Origin of the sequence: Nocardiopsis aegyptia, assembly GCF_013410755.1 — a bacterium.
Classification (GTDB): Bacteria; Actinomycetota; Actinomycetes; order Streptosporangiales; family Streptosporangiaceae; genus Nocardiopsis; species Nocardiopsis aegyptia.
The window spans coordinates 894,835-916,262 of the sequence record NZ_JACCFS010000001.1 but is presented as its reverse complement, the minus strand read 5'-3'; the positions used below and the strand labels follow the sequence as shown (position 1 = coordinate 916,262).

The 21,428-nt window shown below is 72.4% G+C and carries 16 protein-coding genes; 13 read left to right on the top strand and 3 right to left on the bottom strand.

The window, feature by feature from the left end:
• Positions 1–61 precede the first annotated feature (61 nt).
• Positions 62–808 carry an NAD(P)-dependent oxidoreductase gene (locus HNR10_RS04265; protein ID WP_179820993.1) on the top strand — a complete coding sequence of 249 codons (747 nt, stop codon included), beginning with the start codon at positions 62–64 and terminating at the stop codon, positions 806–808.
• Here the strand turns inward: HNR10_RS04265 and HNR10_RS04260 are convergent.
• Complete coding sequence (locus HNR10_RS04260; RefSeq protein WP_179820991.1) at positions 777–2,360, bottom strand: serine/threonine-protein kinase; 1,584 nt, start codon at positions 2,358–2,360, stop codon at positions 777–779. The genes HNR10_RS04265 and HNR10_RS04260 overlap by 32 nt on opposite strands.
• 369 nt (positions 2,361–2,729) lie before the next feature.
• Here HNR10_RS04260 and HNR10_RS04255 point away from each other — a divergent pair, with 369 nt between their 5' ends.
• The gene (locus HNR10_RS04255; protein ID WP_376769729.1) at positions 2,730–3,890 is read left to right on the top strand and encodes a right-handed parallel beta-helix repeat-containing protein; all 1,161 of its coding nucleotides are present in this window, start codon (positions 2,730–2,732) and stop codon (positions 3,888–3,890) included.
• 186 nt (positions 3,891–4,076) lie between these two features.
• Positions 4,077–5,705: an RICIN domain-containing protein gene (locus tag HNR10_RS04250; protein ID WP_179820989.1), complete on the top strand. Its 1,629-nt coding sequence runs from the start codon at positions 4,077–4,079 to the stop codon at positions 5,703–5,705.
• Between the two features lie 16 nt (positions 5,706–5,721).
• Here HNR10_RS04250 and HNR10_RS04245 read toward each other — a convergent pair whose 3' ends face one another.
• The gene (locus tag HNR10_RS04245) at positions 5,722–7,515 is read right to left on the bottom strand and encodes a hypothetical protein (RefSeq protein ID WP_179820988.1); all 1,794 of its coding nucleotides are present in this window, start codon (positions 7,513–7,515) and stop codon (positions 5,722–5,724) included.
• A 154-nt stretch (positions 7,516–7,669) separates the two neighbouring features.
• Between HNR10_RS04245 and HNR10_RS04240 the strand changes: the two genes are divergently transcribed.
• From HNR10_RS04240 to HNR10_RS04230, 3 genes are all read left to right on the top strand, one after another.
• A complete protein-coding gene (locus HNR10_RS04240; protein WP_179820986.1) occupies positions 7,670–8,869 on the top strand; it encodes an amidohydrolase in 1,200 nt (399 codons plus the stop codon).
• A 258-nt stretch (positions 8,870–9,127) separates the two neighbouring features.
• Entirely contained in the window at positions 9,128–10,033 is a 906-nt protein-coding gene (locus HNR10_RS04235; protein WP_179820984.1) for a DUF2382 domain-containing protein, read from the top strand.
• A gap of 181 nt (positions 10,034–10,214) precedes the next feature.
• A complete protein-coding gene (locus tag HNR10_RS04230; protein ID WP_179820983.1) occupies positions 10,215–11,585 on the top strand; it encodes a flavin monoamine oxidase family protein in 1,371 nt (456 codons plus the stop codon).
• Positions 11,586–11,604: 19 nt separating this feature from the next.
• Here the strand turns inward: HNR10_RS04230 and HNR10_RS04225 are convergent, their stop codons facing one another.
• Positions 11,605–12,396: a hypothetical protein gene (locus HNR10_RS04225; protein WP_312889104.1), complete on the bottom strand. Its 792-nt coding sequence runs from the start codon at positions 12,394–12,396 to the stop codon at positions 11,605–11,607.
• Positions 12,397–12,515: 119 nt separating this feature from the next.
• Between HNR10_RS04225 and HNR10_RS04220 the strand changes: the two genes are divergently transcribed.
• The 7 genes from HNR10_RS04220 to HNR10_RS04190 all read left to right on the top strand — a co-directional run bounded on the left by HNR10_RS04220 (position 12,516) and on the right by HNR10_RS04190 (position 21,253).
• Complete coding sequence (locus tag HNR10_RS04220) at positions 12,516–14,309, top strand: carbon starvation CstA family protein (RefSeq protein ID WP_179820979.1); 1,794 nt, start codon at positions 12,516–12,518, stop codon at positions 14,307–14,309.
• On the top strand, positions 14,306–14,617 hold the full coding sequence (locus tag HNR10_RS04215) for a cory-CC-star protein (RefSeq protein WP_376769728.1): 312 nt from the start codon (positions 14,306–14,308) through the stop codon (positions 14,615–14,617). The genes HNR10_RS04220 and HNR10_RS04215 overlap by 4 nt, the downstream gene beginning before the upstream one ends.
• Positions 14,608–15,531, top strand: a complete 924-nt coding sequence (locus HNR10_RS04210) for an ArsA family ATPase (protein WP_179829523.1) — start codon at positions 14,608–14,610, stop codon at positions 15,529–15,531. The genes HNR10_RS04215 and HNR10_RS04210 overlap by 10 nt, the downstream gene beginning before the upstream one ends.
• 102 nt (positions 15,532–15,633) lie before the next feature.
• On the top strand, positions 15,634–15,969 hold the full coding sequence (locus HNR10_RS04205) for a DUF2795 domain-containing protein (RefSeq protein WP_179820977.1): 336 nt from the start codon (positions 15,634–15,636) through the stop codon (positions 15,967–15,969).
• Between the two features lie 661 nt (positions 15,970–16,630).
• The gene (locus tag HNR10_RS04200) at positions 16,631–17,386 is read left to right on the top strand and encodes a CDP-alcohol phosphatidyltransferase family protein (RefSeq protein WP_179829522.1); all 756 of its coding nucleotides are present in this window, start codon (positions 16,631–16,633) and stop codon (positions 17,384–17,386) included.
• A 211-nt stretch (positions 17,387–17,597) separates the two neighbouring features.
• Positions 17,598–20,102, top strand: a complete 2,505-nt coding sequence (locus HNR10_RS04195; RefSeq protein ID WP_179829521.1) for a mannose-1-phosphate guanyltransferase — start codon at positions 17,598–17,600, stop codon at positions 20,100–20,102.
• Positions 20,103–20,710: 608 nt separating this feature from the next.
• The gene (locus HNR10_RS04190; protein ID WP_179820976.1) at positions 20,711–21,253 is read left to right on the top strand and encodes an FHA domain-containing protein; all 543 of its coding nucleotides are present in this window, start codon (positions 20,711–20,713) and stop codon (positions 21,251–21,253) included.
• The last annotated feature ends 175 nt before the right edge of the window (positions 21,254–21,428 follow it).

The window sequence follows — 21,428 nt, the reverse complement described above, 5'->3', positions numbered from 1 at the left end:
AGGTGTAAGGATAGCCTCCGAGTACAGCCTTACGGGTGTAAGGTCGATGGGAGGAGCGGACATGGACGGGCGACGGGAACACGACGAGGCCGGCGGCGGGCGCCGGACGAGGGTCTGCGTGGTGGGGGCCTCGGGCAAGCTCGGGCGGCACATGGTCCGGCACGCCCTCGAACGCGACTACGAGGTCGTGGGCGTGTGCCGTGAACAGAGCGTCGGCAAGCTGGCCGAGTTCGCGGACCGCGTCACCGTGGTCCCGGGGCAGACCGACGACCGGGAGGTCATCGCGCGGGCGGTCGAGGGATGCGACGCCGTGCTCACGGTCCTGGTCCCGTGGGGCGTGCGGGGCTACTCGACCGGCACCGCGCAGGCGGTGCTCGACCTGGCTCCCCGAGGGGCGCGGCTGGTGTTCTCCTGCGGCTGGCACGTGCCGCGTGACGAACACGACGTGTACTCGTTCTGGTCCCGGGTGATCATGCGGATCGTGACCGTGCTGGCCCGGCTGGCCCGCGTCATCGACGTCGACGACCAGGTGCGCGCGTGCCGCCGGATCTACGCCAGCGACACCCGGTGGACGGTCGTGCGCGGCAGCGACCTGGAGGAGGGCGCGAGCCAGGGGCTGCCGATCTGGCGCCGCCACGTCGGCGATCCGGCGCTGGCGAGCAACATCACCCGGCGGACGGACTTCGCGCTCTTCATGGTCGAGGCGATCACCGACGACGACCTGGTCCACGAGGCCCCGGCGATCGTCGGCCGGCGCACGCCCTCGGCCCTGGGCGTCACGGGAAGTAGTGCTCGGCCAGCCGGGTGATCTCCGCGACGCCGTCCGCGCCGACGGTGTACTCGACCTCCGCGACGACGAAGACCTCGGGGGTCAGGGCGTTCGGGCGGTAGGCGTCGAAGTGCTCGTACAGGTCCTCGCGCTCGATCGGGATCGTGCCGTAGCCGGACGCGTCGAGACTCCCTTCCCCGTAGGCCTCGTCGCCGACCGACGCGTGCTCGCAGAGCACGGCGGCGCAGTACAGCTCCGCGTCCTCCGCCACGCGCGCCCACATCGGTGCGGACCCGGAGAAGTCCGCGTCGTGGGCGCCGGAGATCGGGTCGCTGCGCTCCTCGCTGAACCGGAACGGGTACAGGCCGATCGCGTCGTCACCGGGCCGCGGGGTATCGGGCTCGGCGGACCAGCCCACCCGGGCCGGAGTCGTGACCACCTCAGGGGGCGCGGACTCCGCCACCGGCTCCCCGGTCGCCGGGGGTGCCGCGTCCCCGGCGGTCCCGCCCTCGCCCTGTGCGGTCCGTCCGAGCCACCAGCCCCCCGCCACGACCGCGAGGAGCAGCGCCGCCGCACCGGCGCCCACGGCCAGGGCCCGGCCGCGCCCCCTCCGGTCGCGCGGGCGGCGCGGCGCGAGCGGTACGCGGTGCCGGCGCACGGCCGGTTCCGGCAGCCCTGACCAGTCGTCCCGCAGCAGGGACGTCACGACCCGGGTCGCCGTCTCGGCGGACGACACGTGTCCGCCGCTGGCCTCCCGGACGATCTCGGCGGCGCCGGGCCTGGCCGCCGCGGACTTGTCGAGCGCGCGGCGGACCAGCGCGGCGAGCGGCCCGGTCAGGCCCGCCAGGTCGGGTTCCTCGTGCAGGACCCGGTAGGCGACGGCGTCGGCCGCCCCGCCGCCGAACGGCGGCCGCCCGGTCGCGGAGTAGGCCGTCAGCGCACCCCAGGCGAACACGTCGTCGGCGAAGGTCGCCGGCTCGCCCCGGTAGTGCTGCGGGCTGATCCAGCCGGAGGAGCCGACCACGGAACCGGTGCGCGTCAGCGCGGTCTCGTCGATCGCCCGCGCGATACCGAAGTCCAGGACCTTGGGACCCGACGGGGAGAGGATGACGTTGGCGGGCTTGAGGTCGCGGTGGACCACCCCCTGTCCGTGGACGCGCACGAGGGCCTCGGCGACGCCGACGGCCAGGCCCCGCACAAGGTGCGGTTCGAGCGGGCCGTGTTCGCGCACGTACGCGCCCAGGGTCGGGCCCTCCACCAGGGGAGTGACCAGCCACGGGCGCTCGGCGGTCACGTCGGCGTCCACGAGCGGGACCACGCAGGCCCCGCCGACCCGGCGGAGCAGGCCCACCTCGCGGGCGAACCGGGCCCGGAAGTCGGGGTTCTCCGCGTACTCCGCGTGCACGGTCTTGACGGCCACGGCCCGGCCCTCGGGGGTGGCCGCCGCGTACACCACGCCCATGCCGCCCGCGCCCAGCCGCTTGAGCAGGCGGTAGCGGCCGATGGCGCGGGGCGCGGTCGGGGGCAGGTCCTCGGCGGAGGCGGGCAGCCGCATCTCCACCCAGGCCGGGGTGGCGTCCGTCGGTGGCATGGTGCTCCCAAACGCGGTGGGGGAGGTCCTTCGACGCGCCGTCGATCGGACCTGGCGTACAGGGCGGACGAACGCCAGTCAACCACGGATCCCTTGGGGCGCAGGCGTTGCGGCCCTGTGGTGCCCCCGTATCGGGAATACGCTTTCCATGCTAGTTTCCCAGACTCCACGGGCTTTGTGAGCGCTATCACAGCCCGTCGTCCACCCCTGGAGCCCCGCCCCTCCAGGGCCGGCACGAAGGAGTACCCATGACATCCGCACGTCACGACCCCGGCGAGGCGCGACCCCGCCGGAGGGCGTCGGGGGGGCCGCGGGAGACCGCGCCGCACACTGGTCGGCGCGGCCGCCGCCGTCGCGCTGGGACTGGGCGTGGTCGCCGCGGCCGCGCAGTGGCCCACCGCCCCGGACCCCGCCGCACTCCAGAGCGGCGCCCAGGACGCGGCCCCCGCCGAGGCCGCGGACGGTGCCGGAACCGCGGCCGCCGCCTGCGGCGACGGCGACTTCGACGCCGAGGCCGTCCGGAACGGCTCCACCTGGACCTCCCGCAACGGCGGCGACGTCGTCTACGAGGGCGGCGACATGCTCGCCGCGATGCGCGCGGCGGTCGACAGTCTCGACCCCGGGCGCGGCTCACAGGAGCGCGTCGTGGTCCGGGGCTCCGGCTCCATGCCCGCCGACGCGTCGCTGGACCTGCCCAGCCACACCTCGCTGGAGGTGTGCGGCACCATCGACGTCACCGGCACACCCAGCGGCGCCAACGCCGCCGTGCGCGTCCGGCACGCCGAGGACGTCTCCGTCCCCCACCTGTCCGTCACCGGGACGCCGTACTTCGGCGTCTACGTCCGGACGTCGCAGGACGTGCACTTCGGACAGATCGACCTGCGCCTGTCGGGCGGTCTGGGCATGCGCATCGACAGCCGCGACGACGACTCCGTGCGCGAGGCGCGCGACATCAGCATCGACGACGTCCACGTCTCCGGCACCGGCAACCACGGTGTCGAGACCTACGGCGTGGACGGCCTCACCATCGGCAGCGTCACCGCCCGCGACACCGGCTACTCCGGCCTGCTGCTCAACGACACCGTCAATGCCACGGTCGGGAGCGTGGACGCCGAGGGCGCGGGCACCGGGACCGGCTACGCGGCGTTCCGGATGGCCAACCGCAACGGGCGCCTGAACGGCGGCTACGACACCAACGTCCGCGTGGGCGAGGTCCGCGCGCGCGGCGGCGGCCGCGGGATCTTCTGCGTCTCCGAGAGCGGCGGCGCGGTGATCGAGAACGTGGACATCGCCGACACCGGGGGCAACGCCGCCCTCATCGAGAACTGCCACAACGTCACCGTCCGCGGTGGCACCATCGCCGGGCCGGGCGACATCCGGATCGCCGCCCGCTCGGAGTTCGCCAACACCTCCGACATCACCTTCGAGAACCTCACGCTGTCCGACACGGCCTTCAACGAGAACCCGTGCGCCGTGAACACCGTCCTGCGCGGCATCACCTGGGACGACAGCCAGGACAACTCCTGCTGACCCCCTGACGGTCCCGGTCCCGTCCCGGCACGACCTGCCCGGGACGGGACCCCGTCCCCGCCCTGCCCCCGTTTCGGGAAGGCGCTTTCCGTGTTACCTTCACCGTGTGCACACTCTGGGAGCGCTCCCGTACCCCCAGTCACCTTCGGGCGACCCCCGCCCGGAGGCCGAACGCGAGGAGCCACAGTGCGTTCCATCCCCCCACCCCCACCCCCGTCCCCCCGATCCCTCCTGCGCCGGGCGCTCTCCGCGGCCGTCGCCCTCCTGCTCGCCGTGGGCCTCACGAGCCTCACGGCCGGCCCGGCCCAGGCCGCCGACATCGACACCGGCGCCTACTACGTCCTGCGCAACCACCACAGCGGCCTGGTCGCCGACGTCACCGGCGGCTCCACCGAGGACGGTGCCGAAATCGTCCAGTGGGAGCGCACCGACCGCCCCTGGCAGCAGTTCCGGTTCGTCCCCGCCGGAGACGGCTACTACCGCATCGTCAACCGCAACAGCGGCAAGGCCATCGACGTGTGGGAGCACTCCACCGAGGACGGCGCCGAGATCCGCCAGTACACCGACCTCGGCAACCCCAACCAGCAGTGGCTGCCGGTCGACACCGGCGGCGGCGTCTCCTTCGTCAACCGCAACAGCGGCAAGGCCCTGGAGGTGTGGGACTGGAGCACCGAGCCCGGCGGCCGGCTGTCCCAGTTCGAGCACCACGGCGGCGCCGCGCAGGTGTGGACGCTGGTCGAGGTCGACGGCGGATCCGGCGACGACTGCGGCGCCGGCACCCCCACCACCGAGGCCGTGCAGAACGGTTCCACCTGGACCGCGCGCCGCGGCTCCGACACCCTCTACACCGGCGGCGACATGCTGTCCGCCATGCGCGCGGCCGTCGACGGCCTCACGCCCGGGCGCGGTTCCCAGGAGCGCGTGGTCGTGCGCGGCTCCGGCTCCATGCCCGCCAACGCCTCGTTGGACCTGCCCAGCCACACCTCGCTGGAGGTGTGCGGAACGATCAACGTGACGGGGACGCCCAGTGGCAACAACGCGGCGGTGCGGATCAGGCACGCCGAGGACGTGTCCGTCCCCCACCTGTCCGTGACCGGCAACCCGTACTTCGGGGTCTACGTCCGCACGTCGGAGAACGTGCACTTCGGCCAGGTGGACCTGCGCCTGTCGGGCGGTCTGGGCATGCGCATCGACAGCCGCGACAACGACGCGGTCCGTGAGGCGCGCGACATCAGCATCGACGACGTCTACGTCTCCGGCACCGGCAACCACGGCGTGGAGACCTACGGCGTCGACGGGCTCACCATCGGGACGGTGACGGCGCGCGACACGGCCTACTCCGGCCTGCTGCTCAACGACACCGTCAACGCGACCGTCGGCCGGGTCGATGCCGAGGGCGCCGGCACCGGGACGGGCTACGCGGCGTTCCGGATGGCCAACCGCAACGGGCGCCTGAACGGCGGTTACGAGACCAACATCCGCGTGGGCGAGGTCCGCGCGCGCGGTGGCGGCCGCGGGATCTTCTGCGTCTCCGAGAGCGGGGGCGCGGTGATCGAGCGCGTCGACATCGCCAACACCGGCAACAACGCCATGCTCATCGAGAACTGCCACAACGTGACCGTCGCCAGCCAGGGCGGATCGGTCGCCGGGCCGGGCAGCATCCGGATCGCCGCCCGCTCGGAGTTCGCCAACACCTCCGACATCACCTTCGAGAACCTGACGCTCACCGACACGGCGATCAACGAGAACCCGTGCGCCGTCAACACCGTGGTCCGCAACATCACCTGGAACAACAGCCAGAACAACACCTGCTGACACGCGCCACCGGCGGTCAGCGAGCCGGGGTCCGGTCCGTCCGGGCCCCGGCTGTCCGCTGGGCCAGCCACGCGGGCGTGTGCTCCGCCGAGCGCGGGAAGTAGGCGACGTCCAGGGCGTAGCCGAAGTCCAGCGGCGGCAGGTCGAACGCCGGCTCGGCGTCGAAGTCGTAGCAGGCGCGGAACTCCCCGGCCCCGGGACCGCACACCAGCCGGAACCCGAACCACGTACCGCGCCCGGGCCGGTACAGGCCCGACCTCAGCCGCCGGACCAGGTACGGGACCCGGAAGGGGACCGGGCCGCCGCGGACCTGCCCGTCCTCGCCGGCCACCCGGACCCGCAGCCGCTCGTAGCCGACCAGGCAGCGGGCGTCGAGCTCCACCTCACGCCATCCGGGCGTGCGGCGCTCGGTCAGGAACCGGTGCACGTCCGCGAGCAGGGCCCGCTCGGCGTCCTCGTCGAGGGGATCCGTGGGGCGTGCGGGGCTCGTGCGCGGGGGAGGGGCGGGCGGCAGGCACAGGGTCTCCCACGACAACAGGTCCGCCCAGGAGGGACGCCAGGCCGGGGCGCGCCGGTCCATCTCCCGGCGCAGGTGGTGCAGCGCGCCGACCTCGTCGATCGGTGTCGACCCGAGGCCGCCGTCGGGCGGGCCGTCGAAGCGGCGCCGCGCCTCGACCCCGTCCCGCGTCACACGCAGCCGCAGGCCGAGCCAGCGGCCGCGTTCGGGGTCGCCCTCGTCCTCGCGCAGCGCGGCGAGGCACTCCAACAGCTCCGTGTCGTACTCCTTGTACAGGGTGCCGGTGCCGTCCGTGATCCTGCGGTTCCCACGGAAGTCGTAGTGCAGGGTGGCGGCGCCCGGGTGCGCCAGGCCGAGGTCGCGCACGCGGGCCACCACGCGCTCCAGGGCGGGGGTCGCCGCGACCGGCGGCCGGTCCAGCTCGGGGGAGCGGGCCATGGCGTCGCCGACCAGGAGGGACCACTCGCGTTCGCTGATCACGGGCCGCGGTGCGCGGGGCGGGCGCCCCTCCGCGGGCGGGAGGAGCGGGCGCTCGGAGCCGGGGGTCAGGCCCAGCAGGCGCGCCGTTTCCCGTGCGGCCTCCGCGTCCCACCGCGGGCCGTGGTCGCCGCCGTCATCAACGTCCGCGTCCCCGCTCTCGTCCTCGTCGATGCGGTCCAGGACGGACAGGACATCGGCCAGGGCGCGGGCGTCGACGGTGCCCCGGCGCGCGTGCGCCATGAGGGCGGCGCCCGGCTCGGCGAGGGGGTCGTTCCCGTCCTCGTCCTCGGGGGCGTACCCGTCGAAGACCGTCTCGACGATCTCCGCCGCCGCGCGGTCGGTCGTCGTGTACCGGGCGAAGGAGGCGCCGTCGGACTCCCAGTCGTCGGGGTAGGGCGTGTGCTCCCATCCGCCCCCGTCCCACCAGTACACGAAGCCGATGTTCTCGCGGAACCGCCGGTCGCGCACCCAGGACCACGGGAGCCAGTCGGGTGCCCCGTCGAGGAGGTCCACCGGCCGCCTGTCATGGCGGGTGGCGTCGCTGGCGTCGCGGTCGTGGCCCACCAGGACCGCCCGCCCGCGGCCGCACCAGGCCAGCCGCCAGTCGCTGCTCCCGCCGTCGTCGAAGCACAGGGCCGGGCCCTCCAGGCGGAACAGGCCGAAGGGGTCCGCCTTCCCGGAGGCGAGCGCCGCGAGCGCTCCCGCGTGGGCCCAGAGCAGATCCGGCGGAGGCGGGTGGCCGGCGTGGCCGGAGCCGTGGGTCGTCACGGAGTCCTCTTCCAGGGTCGTGGGGGAGCGGAGGCGGGTGCTCATGTTGTACCGGATCGTACGGACAACGGGACACGTCCCGCCCGGAGGGCATCGGCGCGCTCGGAGGTGTCCACGGCACACGCCCTAGGATGCTGCCGTATCGCGAACGTCATCGATCACGATGTGGAAGCACCGCCGTCCCTTGGAGAGGCCCACCATGTCCCTGCAGTACCGCACGACGGTCTACCGCGACGTCCGGCCCATGGGCGGCGCGCCCGTCGACCTGGTGGTCGTGGACGGCAGGATCGCGCAGACGCCGCTCGGCGAGGCGCACGTGGTGGACTGCGGCGGCCGGATCGCCCTGCCGACCCTCGTGGACGCGCACATCCACCCCGACAAGACCACCTGGGGCGAACCCTGGGTCACACGGCGGCCGGCCCAGGGCATCGCCGACCTCGCGCGACAGGACGCCGACCTGTTCCGCGCCCTGGACACGCCGGTCGAGGAGCGCGCCGGGCGGCTGATGGCGCACGCGGTCGCCCAGGGGACCCGGGCGATGCGCGCGCACGCCGACGTGGCCCCCGACTTCGGCCTGGCCGGTGTGGCGGCGCTCGGCGAGGTCCGCGCACGCCTGGCGCACGCGCTGGACGTGCAGATCGTGGCCTTCCCCCAGCACGGGGTGCGCCGGGCGCCGGGTACCGAGGCCCTGCTGGACGAGGCGGCCCGGACCGGCGCCGTCGACCTCGTGGGCGGTATCGACCCCGGCACCTTCGACGACGACCCCCAGGGCCAGCTCGACCTGGTGTTCGGCATCGCCGACCTCCACGGGGTCGGCGTCGACATCCACCTGCACGACCGGGGCGAGCCCGGCCTCACCGCCATCCGCGGCATCATCGAGCGCACCCGGGCCCTGGACATGGGCGGCAGGGTCACCGTCAGCCACGCCTTCCGCGTTCCCGAGGACACGGGTGAGGCCCTGCGCCGCCTGGCCGACGACCTCGCCGACGCCGGAGTCGGCCTCACGACGGTCGCCCCCAGCCCCCGGAGCGTCCTGCCGACCGACGTGCTCCTCGAACGGGGCGTGCGCGTCGGGCTCGGCTCCGACGGCGTGCGCGACTCCTGGAGTCCCTTCGGCAACGCGGACATGTTGCACCGGGCCCACCTGCTCGCCCGGTGCCGCGGCGCGCGGTTGGACGAGGACCTGTCGGCGGCCTACCTCACCGCGGCCCACGACGGTGCCGACCTCCTGGGCCTGCCCCGGGCCGACTTCACCCGGGGCGCGCCCGCCGACTTCCTGCTGGTGGAGGGGGAGTGCCTGCCGCAGATCGTGGTGGACGTGCCCGACCGCTGGGCCGTGGTGCGCGCCGGACACGTGGTCGCCCGGGGCGGCGCCATGGTGGAGGCGCACGGCGCCTGACCGGCGGCGAGCCCGGCCGAAGCCCCCCGCCGCAGCCCTCGGCCGCGGCCGAGGGCGTCCCCGGTGTGTCCATATCGGCGTCAACCGAGGCAAGACGCGGACCACTGGAACCCGGTGCGGGGCAAACATGTGGCTCACGTTGTGCCATCTCCGCACAGAAGATCTGTCCTGCCTGGTCAAGCCGGGTAGTGCCCCACGCGTAGAGCCCGGTAGGAGCGGCCGTTCCTCCGGACGGAACCCGAGGGCAGGGAGGTCACCGTGGCGCGCCACATCGCGGCCGAGGGACTCGTCGGGCATCGCGTGCTCGACGACCAGGGCCAGAACATCGGAAAGATCAAGCAGGTCTTCCTGGACGAGCGGACGAACGAGCCGACCTGGGTGTCGGTCCACACCGGCCTGTTCGGGATGAAGGAGACGCTCGTCCCCCTCAAGGGATCGCGGAACGTGGAGGACGACATCCAGGTCCCCTACGACAAGACCACGGTCAAGGACGCCCCCAACGTCGAAGGGGGCCACAACCTGACCGACGAGGAGAAGGCCGTCATCACCGACTACTTCGCCAGGCACGGGAGCGTGCCCCGTCAGGCGGGCGGCGAGGCCGACCGGATGACGGGCGCCGGCGCGGGCGCCGCCGAGCGCTCCACCACGCGCGAGGGGATGCCCGAGGAAGGCGCGGCCTCCCGCGGCGGTATGCCCGAGGAGGGCGCGGCCGGCGAGGGCTCCGCCACGCGTGCCGGCATGGCCGGCGAGCGGGGGGACTGGGTCGGTGCCTCCGAGGACGAAGAGATCCGGATGGTCCGCCACGAGGAGGAGGTCGACATCGGCGTCGAGAGGCGCGAGAGCGGCCAGGCGAGGATCCACAAGAGCGTCGAGAGCGAGCACTTCGACGAGACGGTCCCGCTGCACCACGAGGAGATCCAGGTGGAGCGCCGCCCGATCACCGACCCCTCCCAGGTGGAGGACCCCGGGGGGATGGCGGAGAGCGAGGAGCGGTTCGTCCTCCACGAGGAGCGCCCCGTCGTCTCCAAGAGGGAGGTCCCGGTCGAGGAGGTCAGGGTCAGGAAGCACGAGGTCTCCCACGACGAGCACGTCGAGGGTGAGCGCCTGCGCGAGCGGATCGAGATGGACGACGGGGACGAGCCCGGCGGTCCCGCTCCCCGGTGAGCCGTCCCCGTCCCGGGTCCGCGGTCACGGCATCCCCGGTCCGGTCACCGGACCCGGGGGTGCCGGGCCGGAGCACACACCGTTGCCCCGCCGGGGTGTCGTCCCCGCGCGGGGCACACTGCGCGACTAGGGTCTCACTGCGGGTCACCGACGTGGAGGGGAAAGCGCGTTGAGCGAGGACATGAGCGAGAAGTCCGCCGGGGAGGGACCCGCCGAAGGACACACCGACCGCGGGAGCGAGCCGCGCGGCCGCGAAGCCGAGCCGGGGCGCGGCCACACCATCGTCGTCGGCGCGGGGATGGCCGGACTGGCCGCCGCCGACCGGCTCGCGGACGAGGGCGAGCGCGTCACCGTGGTCGAGGCCCGCGACCGCCTGGGCGGGCGCATCCACTCCGTCGACCTCTGGGAGGGCGTCACCATCGACGTGGGCGCCTCCTGGATGCGCGGGGAGCGCAACAACCCCCTGGCCGACCTCGTACGCGAGGCCGGCGTGCCCACCGCCGTGTTCAACCGGGCCACCGAGACCGCCTACGACCCCAAGGGCCGGCGCCTGCTCTTCGACCGCCACCGCCGCAACATGGAGGACGTCAACCTCCTGCACGAGCACATGTACTGGGCCAACGTCGGATCCAACCCGCAGGAGTCGATCGAGGAGGGCATCGCGCAGGCCCTGCACGACGCCAACCTGGTGCGCGGCCGGGCCCGTGACGCGGGCGAGATCGTGCACCGGCTCACCGAGGCCGACCACGGCGCCAGCGCCGACGAGGTGGCCTTCTCCGCCGTGGGCGCCGTGCACGAGTTCAGCGGTGACGACGTCGTCTTCCCCCAGGGCATGAGCCGCCTCACCGAGTACCTCGCCCAGGGGCTGGACGTGCGCCTGGGGCACGTGGTCGAGTCCGTCTCCCACGACGACCGCGGCGTCACCGTCCGCGCCGCCACCCCGGACGGGCCGGTGACCCTGACCGCGGACCGCGCCCTGGTGACACTGCCGCTGGGCGTGCTCCAGACCGGCCGGGTGTCCTTCGAGCCGGCGCTGCCCGAGGACAAGCAGGACGCCGTCCGCAAACTCGGCACCGGCCGGATGGACAAGCTCTTCCTGCTCTTCGACGACGTCTTCTGGGGTGACGCCGAGGTGATCGTCAACCTGGGCACCGAGGAGGGCACCTGGTTCCACTGGTACGCCGGACAGCGGGTGATGGGCGCTCCCGTGCTGGCCACGCGCAACGGCGGCGGCGCCGCCCGGTTCCTGGCGCGGATGGAGGAGAGCGAGGTCGTCGAGCACGCCATGGCCTCGCTGCGCGGCATGTTCCGCAAGGCACCGGACCCGGTCGCCCACTACCTCACCCACTGGTCCGACGACCCCTTCGCCCGGGGCAGCTTCTCCTACACCGCGGTCGGCGCGGGCGACACGGACCGGCTCGCCCTGGGACGGCCCGTCGACGACCGGCTGTTCTTCGCGGGGGAGGCCACCGAGATCGAGCACACGGCCACCGTCCACGGCGCCCTGCTCTCGGGGCGGCGGGAGGCCGACCGCGTCCTCGCCCTCGCGTGACGCCGCCCGCGCGGCCGGATCAGGTCGCCAGCCGGCGCCGCACGGTCGTGAAGCCCGCACGGCAGGCCCGCACCACCTCGCGGTGGTTGCGGTAGCGCTCCACCAGCCCGAACGGCCGGGGGTCGGGGTCGGGAGCTCCATCGGCGTCGGTGATCGCCAGGTCCTGCCCGGTCAGCGTTCCGTAGCGGCTCCAGCGCTCCCAGCGCTCGAAGTCGGGGCTGGCCTGGTGGGAGAACACGAGCGCCTCCTCGCCGTGTCCCTCGACGTCGGCGCCGTCGCGCGACCACAGCTCCACGGACGAGCCCGCCCCCGCCGACCAGTCGCGGGCGGTGACCACGTCCACGCGTACGTCGGAGTCCCGCTCGCGCACCAGCAGGGCGTCACCCGCGCGCCTGCGGGCGGGGATCTCACGGACCCGGTCGACGTCGACCATCGTCACGATGGCCCGGGCCATCCACCACCAGTTCTCCCGGCGCGCCATGAGGCTGCCCACGCGCAGGCGCGACGGCGGATGCTTGACGACCTCCTGCTCCACCAGGTCTCCGCCGAACTCGCGGCCCTCGGGGTCCAGGTGCACACGGACCCGCCCGGTGGCGACCAGCGTCGGCGCGTCCTCGCCCGCCGGCGCGGACACGCAGAACGCCGCCCGGTTCAGCAGCGAGTCGACCTCGGGCAGCAGGGCCAGGGGCAGGGCCACGCACGGGTGCTCGCCCAGGAGGGGTACGACGGGGACGCCGGTCGGCCCGTCCGGAGAGAGCCAGCACAGCTCACCGGTGGGGGCCCGACGCCAAGCCGAGGCCAAATCGTTCACGGCGCACCTTTTCTGTGATGTGTGCCTCATGTTAATTTCTCGGGACTGTACTGCAAAGCCCAGGACAAAGCACCCGCCCGGCCACGAGCACGCTCAGGTGCGAGATGGAAGGTTCCCCCATGCCCGCTGTAGCCGTTCTCCTCGGAGCCCTGGCGCTGTTCGCGCTCGGCTACCGGTTCTACTCGGTCTATCTGGCCAAGAGGGTGTACGGGCTCGATCCGAACTTCGTCACACCCGCGCACACGCTGAAGGACGGCGTGGACTACGTGCCGACCAACAAGCACATCGTCTTCGCGCACCACTTCATCTCCGTGGCGGGGGCCGCGCCCATCGTGGGACCGGCCATCGCCGTCTTCTGGGGGTGGGGGCCCGCGCTGCTGTGGGTGGTCCTGGGCACGATCTTCGCCTCCGGAGCCCACGACTTCGGGTCGATCGTCGTCTCCGTGCGGCACAAGGGCCGCAGCATCGGCTCGCTGGCCAGCGACGTGATCAGCGCCCGCGCGCGGATCCTCTTCCTGCTGATCATCTTCTTCCTGGTCACCATGGTGAACGCGGTGTTCGCGGTCATCATCGCGGGTCTGTTCATCGACAACCCGTCCGCGGTCCTGCCGGTCCTGGTGACCATCCCGCTGGCGATCGGCGTCGGCCAGGTCGTCTACCGCCGCCGCACGGCCGCGCTGCTGCCCTCGGTCATCGCGCTGGTCATCGTGTACGCGTGCATCCCGCTGGGCGAGATGTTCCCGATCACCGTCGACCCCGTCGCCGGCGCGCTGGGCGTGGAGCCCGCGTTCGTGTGGCTGGTGCTGATCTTCACCTACACCTTCTTCACCTCGCGCCTGCCCGTGTGGATGCTGCTCCAGCCCCGCGACTACATCAACCAGCACCAGATGATGCTGGCGCTGCTCGTCATCATGGCCGGGGTCGTGGTCGGCATGAACACCATCGAGGCGCCCGCCTTCCGCGGCGACCTCCCGGAGGGCTCGCCCTCGATCTTCCCGCTGCTGTTCATCACCATCGCGTGCGGTGCCGTCTCCGGCTTCCACAGCCTGGTGTCCTCGGGCACCACGTCCAAGCAGCTGGACAAGGAGACCGACGCCCGCTACGTGGGCTACCTCAGCTCCCTGGGCGAGGGCACGCTCGCGGTCTGCTCCATCCTGGCCTGCACCGCCGGCATCATGGTCTTCTCCGCCAACCAGGGCATGGCCTGGTCCGACATCTACGTCGACTGGACCGCGGCCGGTACCGGGCCCGCCGGCAAGTTCGTCCAGGGCGTGGCCGGGTTCGCCGGCAACATCGGCGTCCCGGAGAACCTCGGCCTGGTCTTCGCGACCGTCGTCATCGTGAGCTTCGCGGCCACGAGCCTGGACACCGCCGTCCGCCTCCAGCGCTACACCGTCCAGGAGATCAGCTCGATCGTCGCCGACAAGGCGTCCGAGGGCGGCACGGTGCACCGCGTGTTCACCTTCCTGACCCGCAGCGCCACCGTCTCCACCCTGCTGGCCGTGCTCATCCCCTTCGCCCTGGCCCTGGTGCCCGGCAACTTCGCGGCCGGCACCCTGTGGCAGCTGTTCGGCACGACCAACCAGCTCACCGCCGGCCTGGCCCTGGCCGTCATCGCCGTGTGGGTGACCAAGCGCGGCCGCAACCCGATCGTGGTCCTGGTCCCGCTGGTCTTCCTGGTCGCCATGACCTCGTGGGCCCTCGTCGTCCAGCTCATGGGCTTCCTGGGTTCGGACGACCCGATGCAGCGCTTCGTCCTGGCCCCGCTGGACATCGCCATCTTCGGCCTGGCCGTGTGGATGACCGTCGAGGCGGCCATCGCCCTGCGCAAGGCCTTCGCCGACCGCTCCACCGCCAAGGCGGAGGAGACCGCCGAGGCGGCCACGACCGAGGACACCGAGCCCACCCCGTGAACACCGACCACCGCGGTGCCGGGTCCTCCCCGCTGGGGAGGGCCTGGCACCGCACCGTTTCCGCCTGGCGCCGCGTGGAGGACTTCCACCAGCAGGTCTTCGACGCGCGCTGGGGGCACGCGCGCCAACGCGAGGCACGCCACCAGCAGGACACCCTGCGCGCCCTGCTGATGCTGGAGACCCTGGGCGTGGACAATCCCGTCGCCTACGAGACCCTCGACCTGATCCCGTACATGGTCGCCGACCTGCACTCCTGGCACCAGCGGCTGGGCCGCGACGACTTCGGCGCTCCGGGAGGCTGCTGTTGACCGCCCCGATCACGTTCGTCGGCGGCAAGGGCGGCGTCGGCAAGACCACCCTGGCCGCCGCCCGCGCACTGGCACTGGCCGACACCGGCCTCCGCGTGCTGGTGCTGTCCACCGACCCCGCCCACTCCCTGGGCGACGCCCTGGAGGCGTCGCTGTCCGACGAGCCCGCCGAGGTCGCCCCGCGGCTGTGGGCCTGCGAGCCCGACGCCGACGCCGCCGTGCGCCGCAGGATCGCCCAGGTCGCCGAGGACGCGCGCCAGGCCGTGCCGACCGAGGTCATGCCCGCCGTCCACCGGCACCTGGACCAGGCGGGATCGAGCCCGGGCATGGCCGAGTCGGCCCTGGCCGACCTGCTCATCGACCGGATGGACGAGGTCGGTGACCGCTGGGACGCCCTGGTCGTGGACAGCGCGCCGACCGGCCACCTGCTCCGGCTGCTGCACCTGCCGACCCTGCTCACGCCCTGGGTGGTGGGGCTGACCCGCCAGCGCGAGCGGGCCAACCGCGCCGAGGCCTTCGCCGACGTGGTGGGCCGGTCCGGTCCGGAGGAGGACGACGACCCCCTGCTGCGCCGCCTGCACGCCCGCCGCCACCGCCTGGAGCGGGCCTCGGCCAGACTGCGAGAGGACGCCGTGGTCGCGCTGGTGACCGTGCCCCGGCGCATGGTGCTCGCCGAGACCGCGCGCGCCGTCGACCAGCTCGCCGGGGCCGGGTTCGCGCTGGACCGGGTCGTGGTCAACCAGATCCCGCCCGAGGGCGCGGCGGGTCCCGACACGGCCGCCGCCCTGGCGGCCACCCGCGAGCGCTTCGCCGCGCAGGGGACCGTGGAGGTGCCCCTCCAGGACACCGAGCCCACCGGCGCCGCGCGCCTCCGGCGGCTGGCCGCCCACCTGGACACCGGTGCCCCCGCCTGAGGCCCACAGCGGAGTCCTCCCAGCTCACACCGTGGTTGGGTGCCGAGGCGGCCGGGTAGTCCGTCAACGTGCCCGCACATCGCACGGTCGGGAGGACGTGACATGGAGACCGAACACGGGGCCAGGGGCCTGCGCACGATACTGGGAGAGGTGCCCTTCCCCGCCGACAAGGACCGGATCGTGGACCGTGCCGCGGATCTGGGCGCCGACGAGGAACAGCTCCGGGCGCTCATGGCGATGCCGCCGGTCGACTACGGCAACGCAGACGAGGTCATGCGCTCGGTGCCGATGGACGAGTCCGAGACGGACGCGCGGATCCCCGAGGCGCGCCGCCATCAGCGCCACGAGCAGACCAGGTCCGGGCAGGCGGAGACCATGAAGGAGACCCGCCCGGTCAACCCGATCGAGGAGGAGATCGGCGAGAACCGCAAGGAGTGAGTCTCCTCGCACCCCGTGCGCGGTCGCTCCCCGAAGGTCACCCGTAGGCCGTCCCCGGGGAGTGCGCAGGGGGTTGAGGCCGCACGGAACGTCCTCCCTCGACCCAAGGGGGGTGGAGGTAGGGCGTCCTCCTTGCCTCGGCCACAGGGGGGTTCGCGAGGGGCGCGCCACGACCCACGGGGACTGCCCGTAGGCCATTCCCGCGGAGTGCGCAGGGGGTTGAGGACGCACGGAACGTCCTCCCTCGACCCAAGGGGGGGGAGGTTAGGCGTCCTCCTTGCCTCGGCCACAGGGGGTGTCGCGAGGGGCGCGCCAGTGTTCTGCAGGAGGAGACGGGGCCGCAGCGAGCTTGCGAGCAAGACAAGTCGACGACGAAGAACACTGGCTACTCGGCGCCCCGCGTCCGAGCCTGCGAGGGCGCCGGAGAGCGCAGCGAGGGCGCCGACGGGTCCTGGAGGGCCTGGAGGTGTGTCCGTGAGGAACGAGCGGACCCACCGGAAGGTCCGAAGGCCCCGTCTACCGGGCGCCCCGAGCACGGGCCAAAGCGAGGAACGAGCGGCGGCCCAAAGAAAACACAGGCGGAGGCCCAAAGAAGACGAGAGGCTATCGTGGCCCTATGGGGCGATCCGCGGAAGAAAGCAGACGTGAGGCGGGGGACGACGTGGCCGGCCCGGAGGTCAGCGACCGTATCTGGACGGTTCCGAACCTCCTGAGCATGCTGCGCCTGCTCGGCGTACCTCTGTTCCTGTGGCTGATCCTGGGACCGCAGGCCGACTGGTGGGCCCTGCTCGTCCTGGCGCTGGCCGGGATCAGCGACTGGCTCGACGGCAAGATCGCCCGGGCGTGGAACCAGACGAGCCGTCTTGGCACGGTCCTGGACCCGCTCGCCGACCGCCTCTACATCTTCGCCGCGCTGCTCGGCCTGGTCGTGCGCGACATCGTGCCGTGGTGGCTCATGGCCATCCTCGTGCTGCGCGACGTCCTCATCCTCGGCGCGCTCCCGCTGCTGCGCCACTTCGGCTACGGGCCGCTGCCGGTGAACTTCGCGGGCAAGGCCGCCACACTCTGTCTTCTGTACTCGTTCCCGCTGCTGTTCATCGCGGTGTACGCCTCGATCGTCGCCGATGTGGCGAGAATTATAGGTTGGGCGTTTGCACTGTGGGGAACGGCTCTGTACTGGTGGGCCGGACTGCTCTACGCCGTACAGGGTCTGCGCCTGATGGCCCAGACCCGCCGTGACGAAGGCGCTGATCGACCCGGCATCCGCGGGGGTGCCGACGACAGCGACCCCGCACCCGGAACGAGCGCGGATCGACCCGATCCGACCGCTCCGGAGACCGCGGACGGCGACCCCGGCGCGGCACCACGGGGCCCGGACCGGCCGGGCCGCGCAGGTCAGGGGCACACCGGTCCCTGAGCGACCACGAACCGGCGGACCGGCTCACCGCGAGTCCTGTCGGATCGAAAGGGAGTGTCATCTCCGTCATGAGAAGCACATGTCCCACCGCGCGCGACGGTGCGCGCTCCGAACCCCATTCCCTCGCCGGGCGGCTCGACGGCGGCGTCGTACGGAGGTACCGGCGATGACCACGTCCAACAGCGAGTCCCATCCGGTCCACACACCGTCGATGAAGGCGGTCCTGATGGCCGGCGGCGAGGGCACCAGGCTTCGGCCCATGACCGCCAACCAGCCCAAACCCCTGCTGCCGGTGGTCAACAAGCCCATCATGGAGCACGTGCTGCTCCTGCTGCGCAAACACGGGTTCACCGAGACGGTCGTGACCGTCCAGTTCCTGGCCACCCTCATCCGCAACTACTTCGGCGACGGCGAGGAGTTGGGCATGAAGCTCGACTACGTCGCCGAGGAGGTCCCCCTGGGGACCGCGGGCAGCGTCAAGAACGCCGAGGAGTACCTGCGCGGCGAACCGTTCCTCGTCATCTCCGGGGACGCGCTGACCGACATCGACCTGACCGACATGGTCCGCTTCCACAAGGAGAGCGGCGCCAAGGTCACCATCGCCCTCAAGCGGGTGCCCAACCCGCTGGAGTTCGGCATCATCATCGTCGACGAGCAGGGCCGGATCCAGCGGTTCCTGGAGAAGCCGACGTGGGGCCAGGTCTTCTCGGACACCGTCAACACCGGCATCTACATCATGGAGCCGGAGGTCCTCGAACGCGTGGCCGCGGGCGAGGTGGTCGACTGGTCCGGCGACGTCTTCCCCGAGCTCCTGGAGGAGGGCGAACCCCTCTACGGCTACATCGCCGACGGCTACTGGGAGGACGTGGGCACCCACGAGAGCTACCTCAGCGCCCAGGCGGACGTGCTCTCGGGCAAGGTCGACGTCGAGATCGACGGTTTCGAGGTCTCCCCGGGCGTGTGGATCGGCGAGGGAGCCCAGGTCGACCCCAACGCGGTCCTGAAGGGTCCGCTCTACGTCGGCGACTACGCCAAGGTCGAGGCCGGAGCCGAACTCCGCGAGTTCACGGTGGTCGGCAGCAACGCCGTGGTCCGCGCGGACGCCTTCTGCCACCGCACGGTCCTGCACGACAACGTGTTCGTCGGGCGCGGCGCCAACCTGCGGGGCGCGGTCATCGGCAAGAACACCGACATCATGGCCGCGGTCCGTGTGGAGGAGGGCGCGGTCGTCGGCGAGGACTGCGTCATCGAGCCCGAGGCGTACGTGCACAACGACGTCAAGGTCTACCCCTTCAAGACCATCGAGGCCGGCGCCGTCGTCAACGACAACGTCATCTGGGAGTCGCGCGGGCAGCGCTCGCTGTTCGGCCCCCGCGGCGTGTCCGGCCTGACCAACGTGGAGATCACGCCCGAGCTGGCGGTGCGCCTGGCCAACGCCTTCGCCACGACCCTGAAGAAGGGCGCGATCGTCACGACCTCCCGTGACGTCTCGCGTGCGGCCCGTACCCTCAAGCGCGCGGTGATCAGCGCGCTGACCTCGGCGGCCATCGACGTGCGCGACCTGGAGGTGGTGCCGCTGCCGGTGGCGCGCTTCCACACCGCGCAGAGCGGTGTGAGCGGGGGTGTCGCGCTGCGGACCACCCCCGGGGATCCGGAGTCGGTGGACATCCTTTTCCTGGACGACCGGGGCGCGGACCTGTCCCCGGGCGCCCAGCGCAAACTCGACCGGGTGTTCTCCCGCGCGGAGTACCGCCGTGCCTTCCCGGGCGAGATCGCCGAGCTCACCCAGCCCTCGCGCGTGGTGGAGAGGTACACGGGCGAACTGCTGGCGTCGGTCGACGCCTCCGGGGTGGCCGAGGCCGAGCTCAAGGTGGTGATCGACTGCGCGGGCGGTACGAGTTCGCTGATCCTGCCGTCGCTGCTGGGCCGGATCGGCGTGGACGTGCTCACCGTCAACAACCGCCTGGACGAGGTCTCGCCCACCGACACCGTCGCCAAGAAGATGCGCGACCTGGAGCGGCTGGGCGAGCTCGTGTCGAGTTCGCGGGCCGACTTCGGGGTGCGGTTCGACCCTGTGGCCGAACGGCTCGCCATCGTCGACGAGAACGGTGAGCTGGTCGACGACGACCGCGCGCTGCTGGTGGTCCTGGACCTGGTGGCGGCCGAGCGGGGCGGCGGCCGGGTGGCACTGCCGGTGACCACCACGCGGGTCGCCGAGACCGTCGCCCGCTCGCACGGCGTGGCGGTGCACTGGACGGCCACGGCCACCGACGAGCTCACCAAGGCCGTGCAGGGAGGCGCCGAGGACGTGGTCTTCGCCGCCGACGGGCGCGGTGGGTTCGTCCTGCCGGAGTTCAGCCCCACCAGCGACGGCATCGCCGCCTTCGTGCGGTTGCTGGGGCTGGTGGCGCGGACCCGTCGATCGCTGAGCCAGATCGACCGGGCCATCCCGCGGGCGCACCTGCTGCGCCGTTCCGTCCCCACCCCCTGGGCGGTCAAGGGCAGCGTCATGCGCGCCGTGGTCGAGGCGGCGGGCGACCGGGAGCTGGACACCACGGACGGCGTCCGGGTGCTGGAGGCGAACGGCGGCTGGGCCCTGGTGCTGCCCGACACCTCCGAGGCGGTCACGCATCTTTGGGCCGAAGGTCCTGACTCCGACACGGCGCAGCGGCTGCTGGACGAGTGGGCCGCGGTCGTGGAGCGCGCGGAGGGATAGGCGCGTACGCGCGGGTGCGGGCGGGAGCCGTCCGCACCCGCGCGTTGTGTGTACGAGGCGGTACGCAGAGTATCCGACGCGATGGCCGCTCTGCGGCTAAACTCGACATATCAGCAGGTTGTCGCGGTGCCGTGAAGTTCTTTCGAATTCGTTGCGGCAGGGGGAGAACCAAACGGCCGTTCAGCGCATCAGCATCAGGACAGGTGTCCATCTCGTCCGAGGTCGGCCACCGGCGGATGCGGTGCCCCGGGTGCCGTGTCGGCCGAAGGGGTCGCGGGGGTGTCCAGGGCTTCCGCGGCAGGCCGAGGAGGAGCGAATCCCTTCCTGGACAGGGATATGGTTTAAAGTCGAGTGTTCCCCGGCGTCCGAGTCGCCACCCGGGGTGGGCCTCCCGGCAGCGGCGGACGTCCCGACCCGGGTGACAAGAAGCGGAACTTGGGGGATGAGACCTAGCGACCGACCGTGTGAGGCGTCCCGTCGCCGCGACTGGGGACCGTCTCACCACGCTCCGGGCGGTGTGTGGGCCGAGGGTCCGCGCGGTGCCCGCGGCGTGCCACCGACCAGCCGAATCAAGCACCGCCCCGTGCGGTAGGAGGCCGAGCCGACCTATGTCGAGCGTTTACTGCACGCAGTGCGGTCACGCCGTTGCGGATGATGCCCGTTTCTGCTCCCACTGCGGGACTCCCGTCCGCAGGCCAGAACAGCAGAGCCCACGACCCAGTGCGGGTGGGGACGCCGCCGGCGATGTCACGTCCACCATTTCCATCTCGGGCATACAGGCCCTGGAGGATGAGGACTCGGGCGACGAGCTCAGTGGTGACGACCCCAGCAACGCCGACGCCCTGCCGGCGGGCACGGCGCTGCTGGTGGTCCGGCGCGGTCCCAACGCCGGTAGCCGGTTCCTCCTGGACAGCGATGTCACCACCGCCGGACGCCATCCCAACAGCGACATCTTCCTCGACGACGTCACCGTCTCCCGGCGCCACGTGGAGTTCTTCCGCCGCGGCAACGGCTTCGGTGTCCGCGACGTGGGCAGCCTCAACGGCACCTACGTCAACCGGGAGCCGGTCGACGAGGCCGAACTCGGCGGCGGGGACGAGATCCAGATCGGGAAGTTCCGGATGGTCCTGCTGACCAAGCCGCGCCGCTGAGGCGGTGCCGGTCGCGGGCTCTCGGTGGAGGGCGGGCGGGCCGATCAGGTTTGCGGCCCCCCGCCTCCGGAGAGCTTTGTATCGAAGGGTGCCGATTTCGCCCTCGGGTCCTGATCCAACGGGGGAGCAGGGACGAGCGCCCATTTGGCATGACGACTCGTGGGACGGAGCCGCT

What these genes read in the sequence shown, in the direction of transcription:
- HNR10_RS04265 (WP_179820993.1), top strand. Translation starts at nt 62, where the DNA reads ATGGACGGGCGACGGGAACACGACGAGGCCGGCGGCGGGCGCCGGACG.
- HNR10_RS04260 (WP_179820991.1), bottom strand. Translation starts at nt 2,360, where the DNA reads ATGCCACCGACGGACGCCACCCCGGCCTGGGTGGAGATGCGGCTGCCC.
- HNR10_RS04245 (WP_179820988.1), bottom strand. Translation starts at nt 7,515, where the DNA reads ATGAGCACCCGCCTCCGCTCCCCCACGACCCTGGAAGAGGACTCCGTG.
- HNR10_RS04240 (WP_179820986.1), top strand. Translation starts at nt 7,670, where the DNA reads ATGTCCCTGCAGTACCGCACGACGGTCTACCGCGACGTCCGGCCCATG.
- HNR10_RS04230 (WP_179820983.1), top strand. Translation starts at nt 10,215, where the DNA reads ATGAGCGAGAAGTCCGCCGGGGAGGGACCCGCCGAAGGACACACCGAC.
- HNR10_RS04220 (WP_179820979.1), top strand. Translation starts at nt 12,516, where the DNA reads ATGCCCGCTGTAGCCGTTCTCCTCGGAGCCCTGGCGCTGTTCGCGCTC.
- HNR10_RS04205 (WP_179820977.1), top strand. Translation starts at nt 15,634, where the DNA reads ATGGAGACCGAACACGGGGCCAGGGGCCTGCGCACGATACTGGGAGAG.
- HNR10_RS04195 (WP_179829521.1), top strand. Translation starts at nt 17,598, where the DNA reads ATGAAGGCGGTCCTGATGGCCGGCGGCGAGGGCACCAGGCTTCGGCCC.
- HNR10_RS04190 (WP_179820976.1), top strand. Translation starts at nt 20,711, where the DNA reads ATGTCGAGCGTTTACTGCACGCAGTGCGGTCACGCCGTTGCGGATGAT.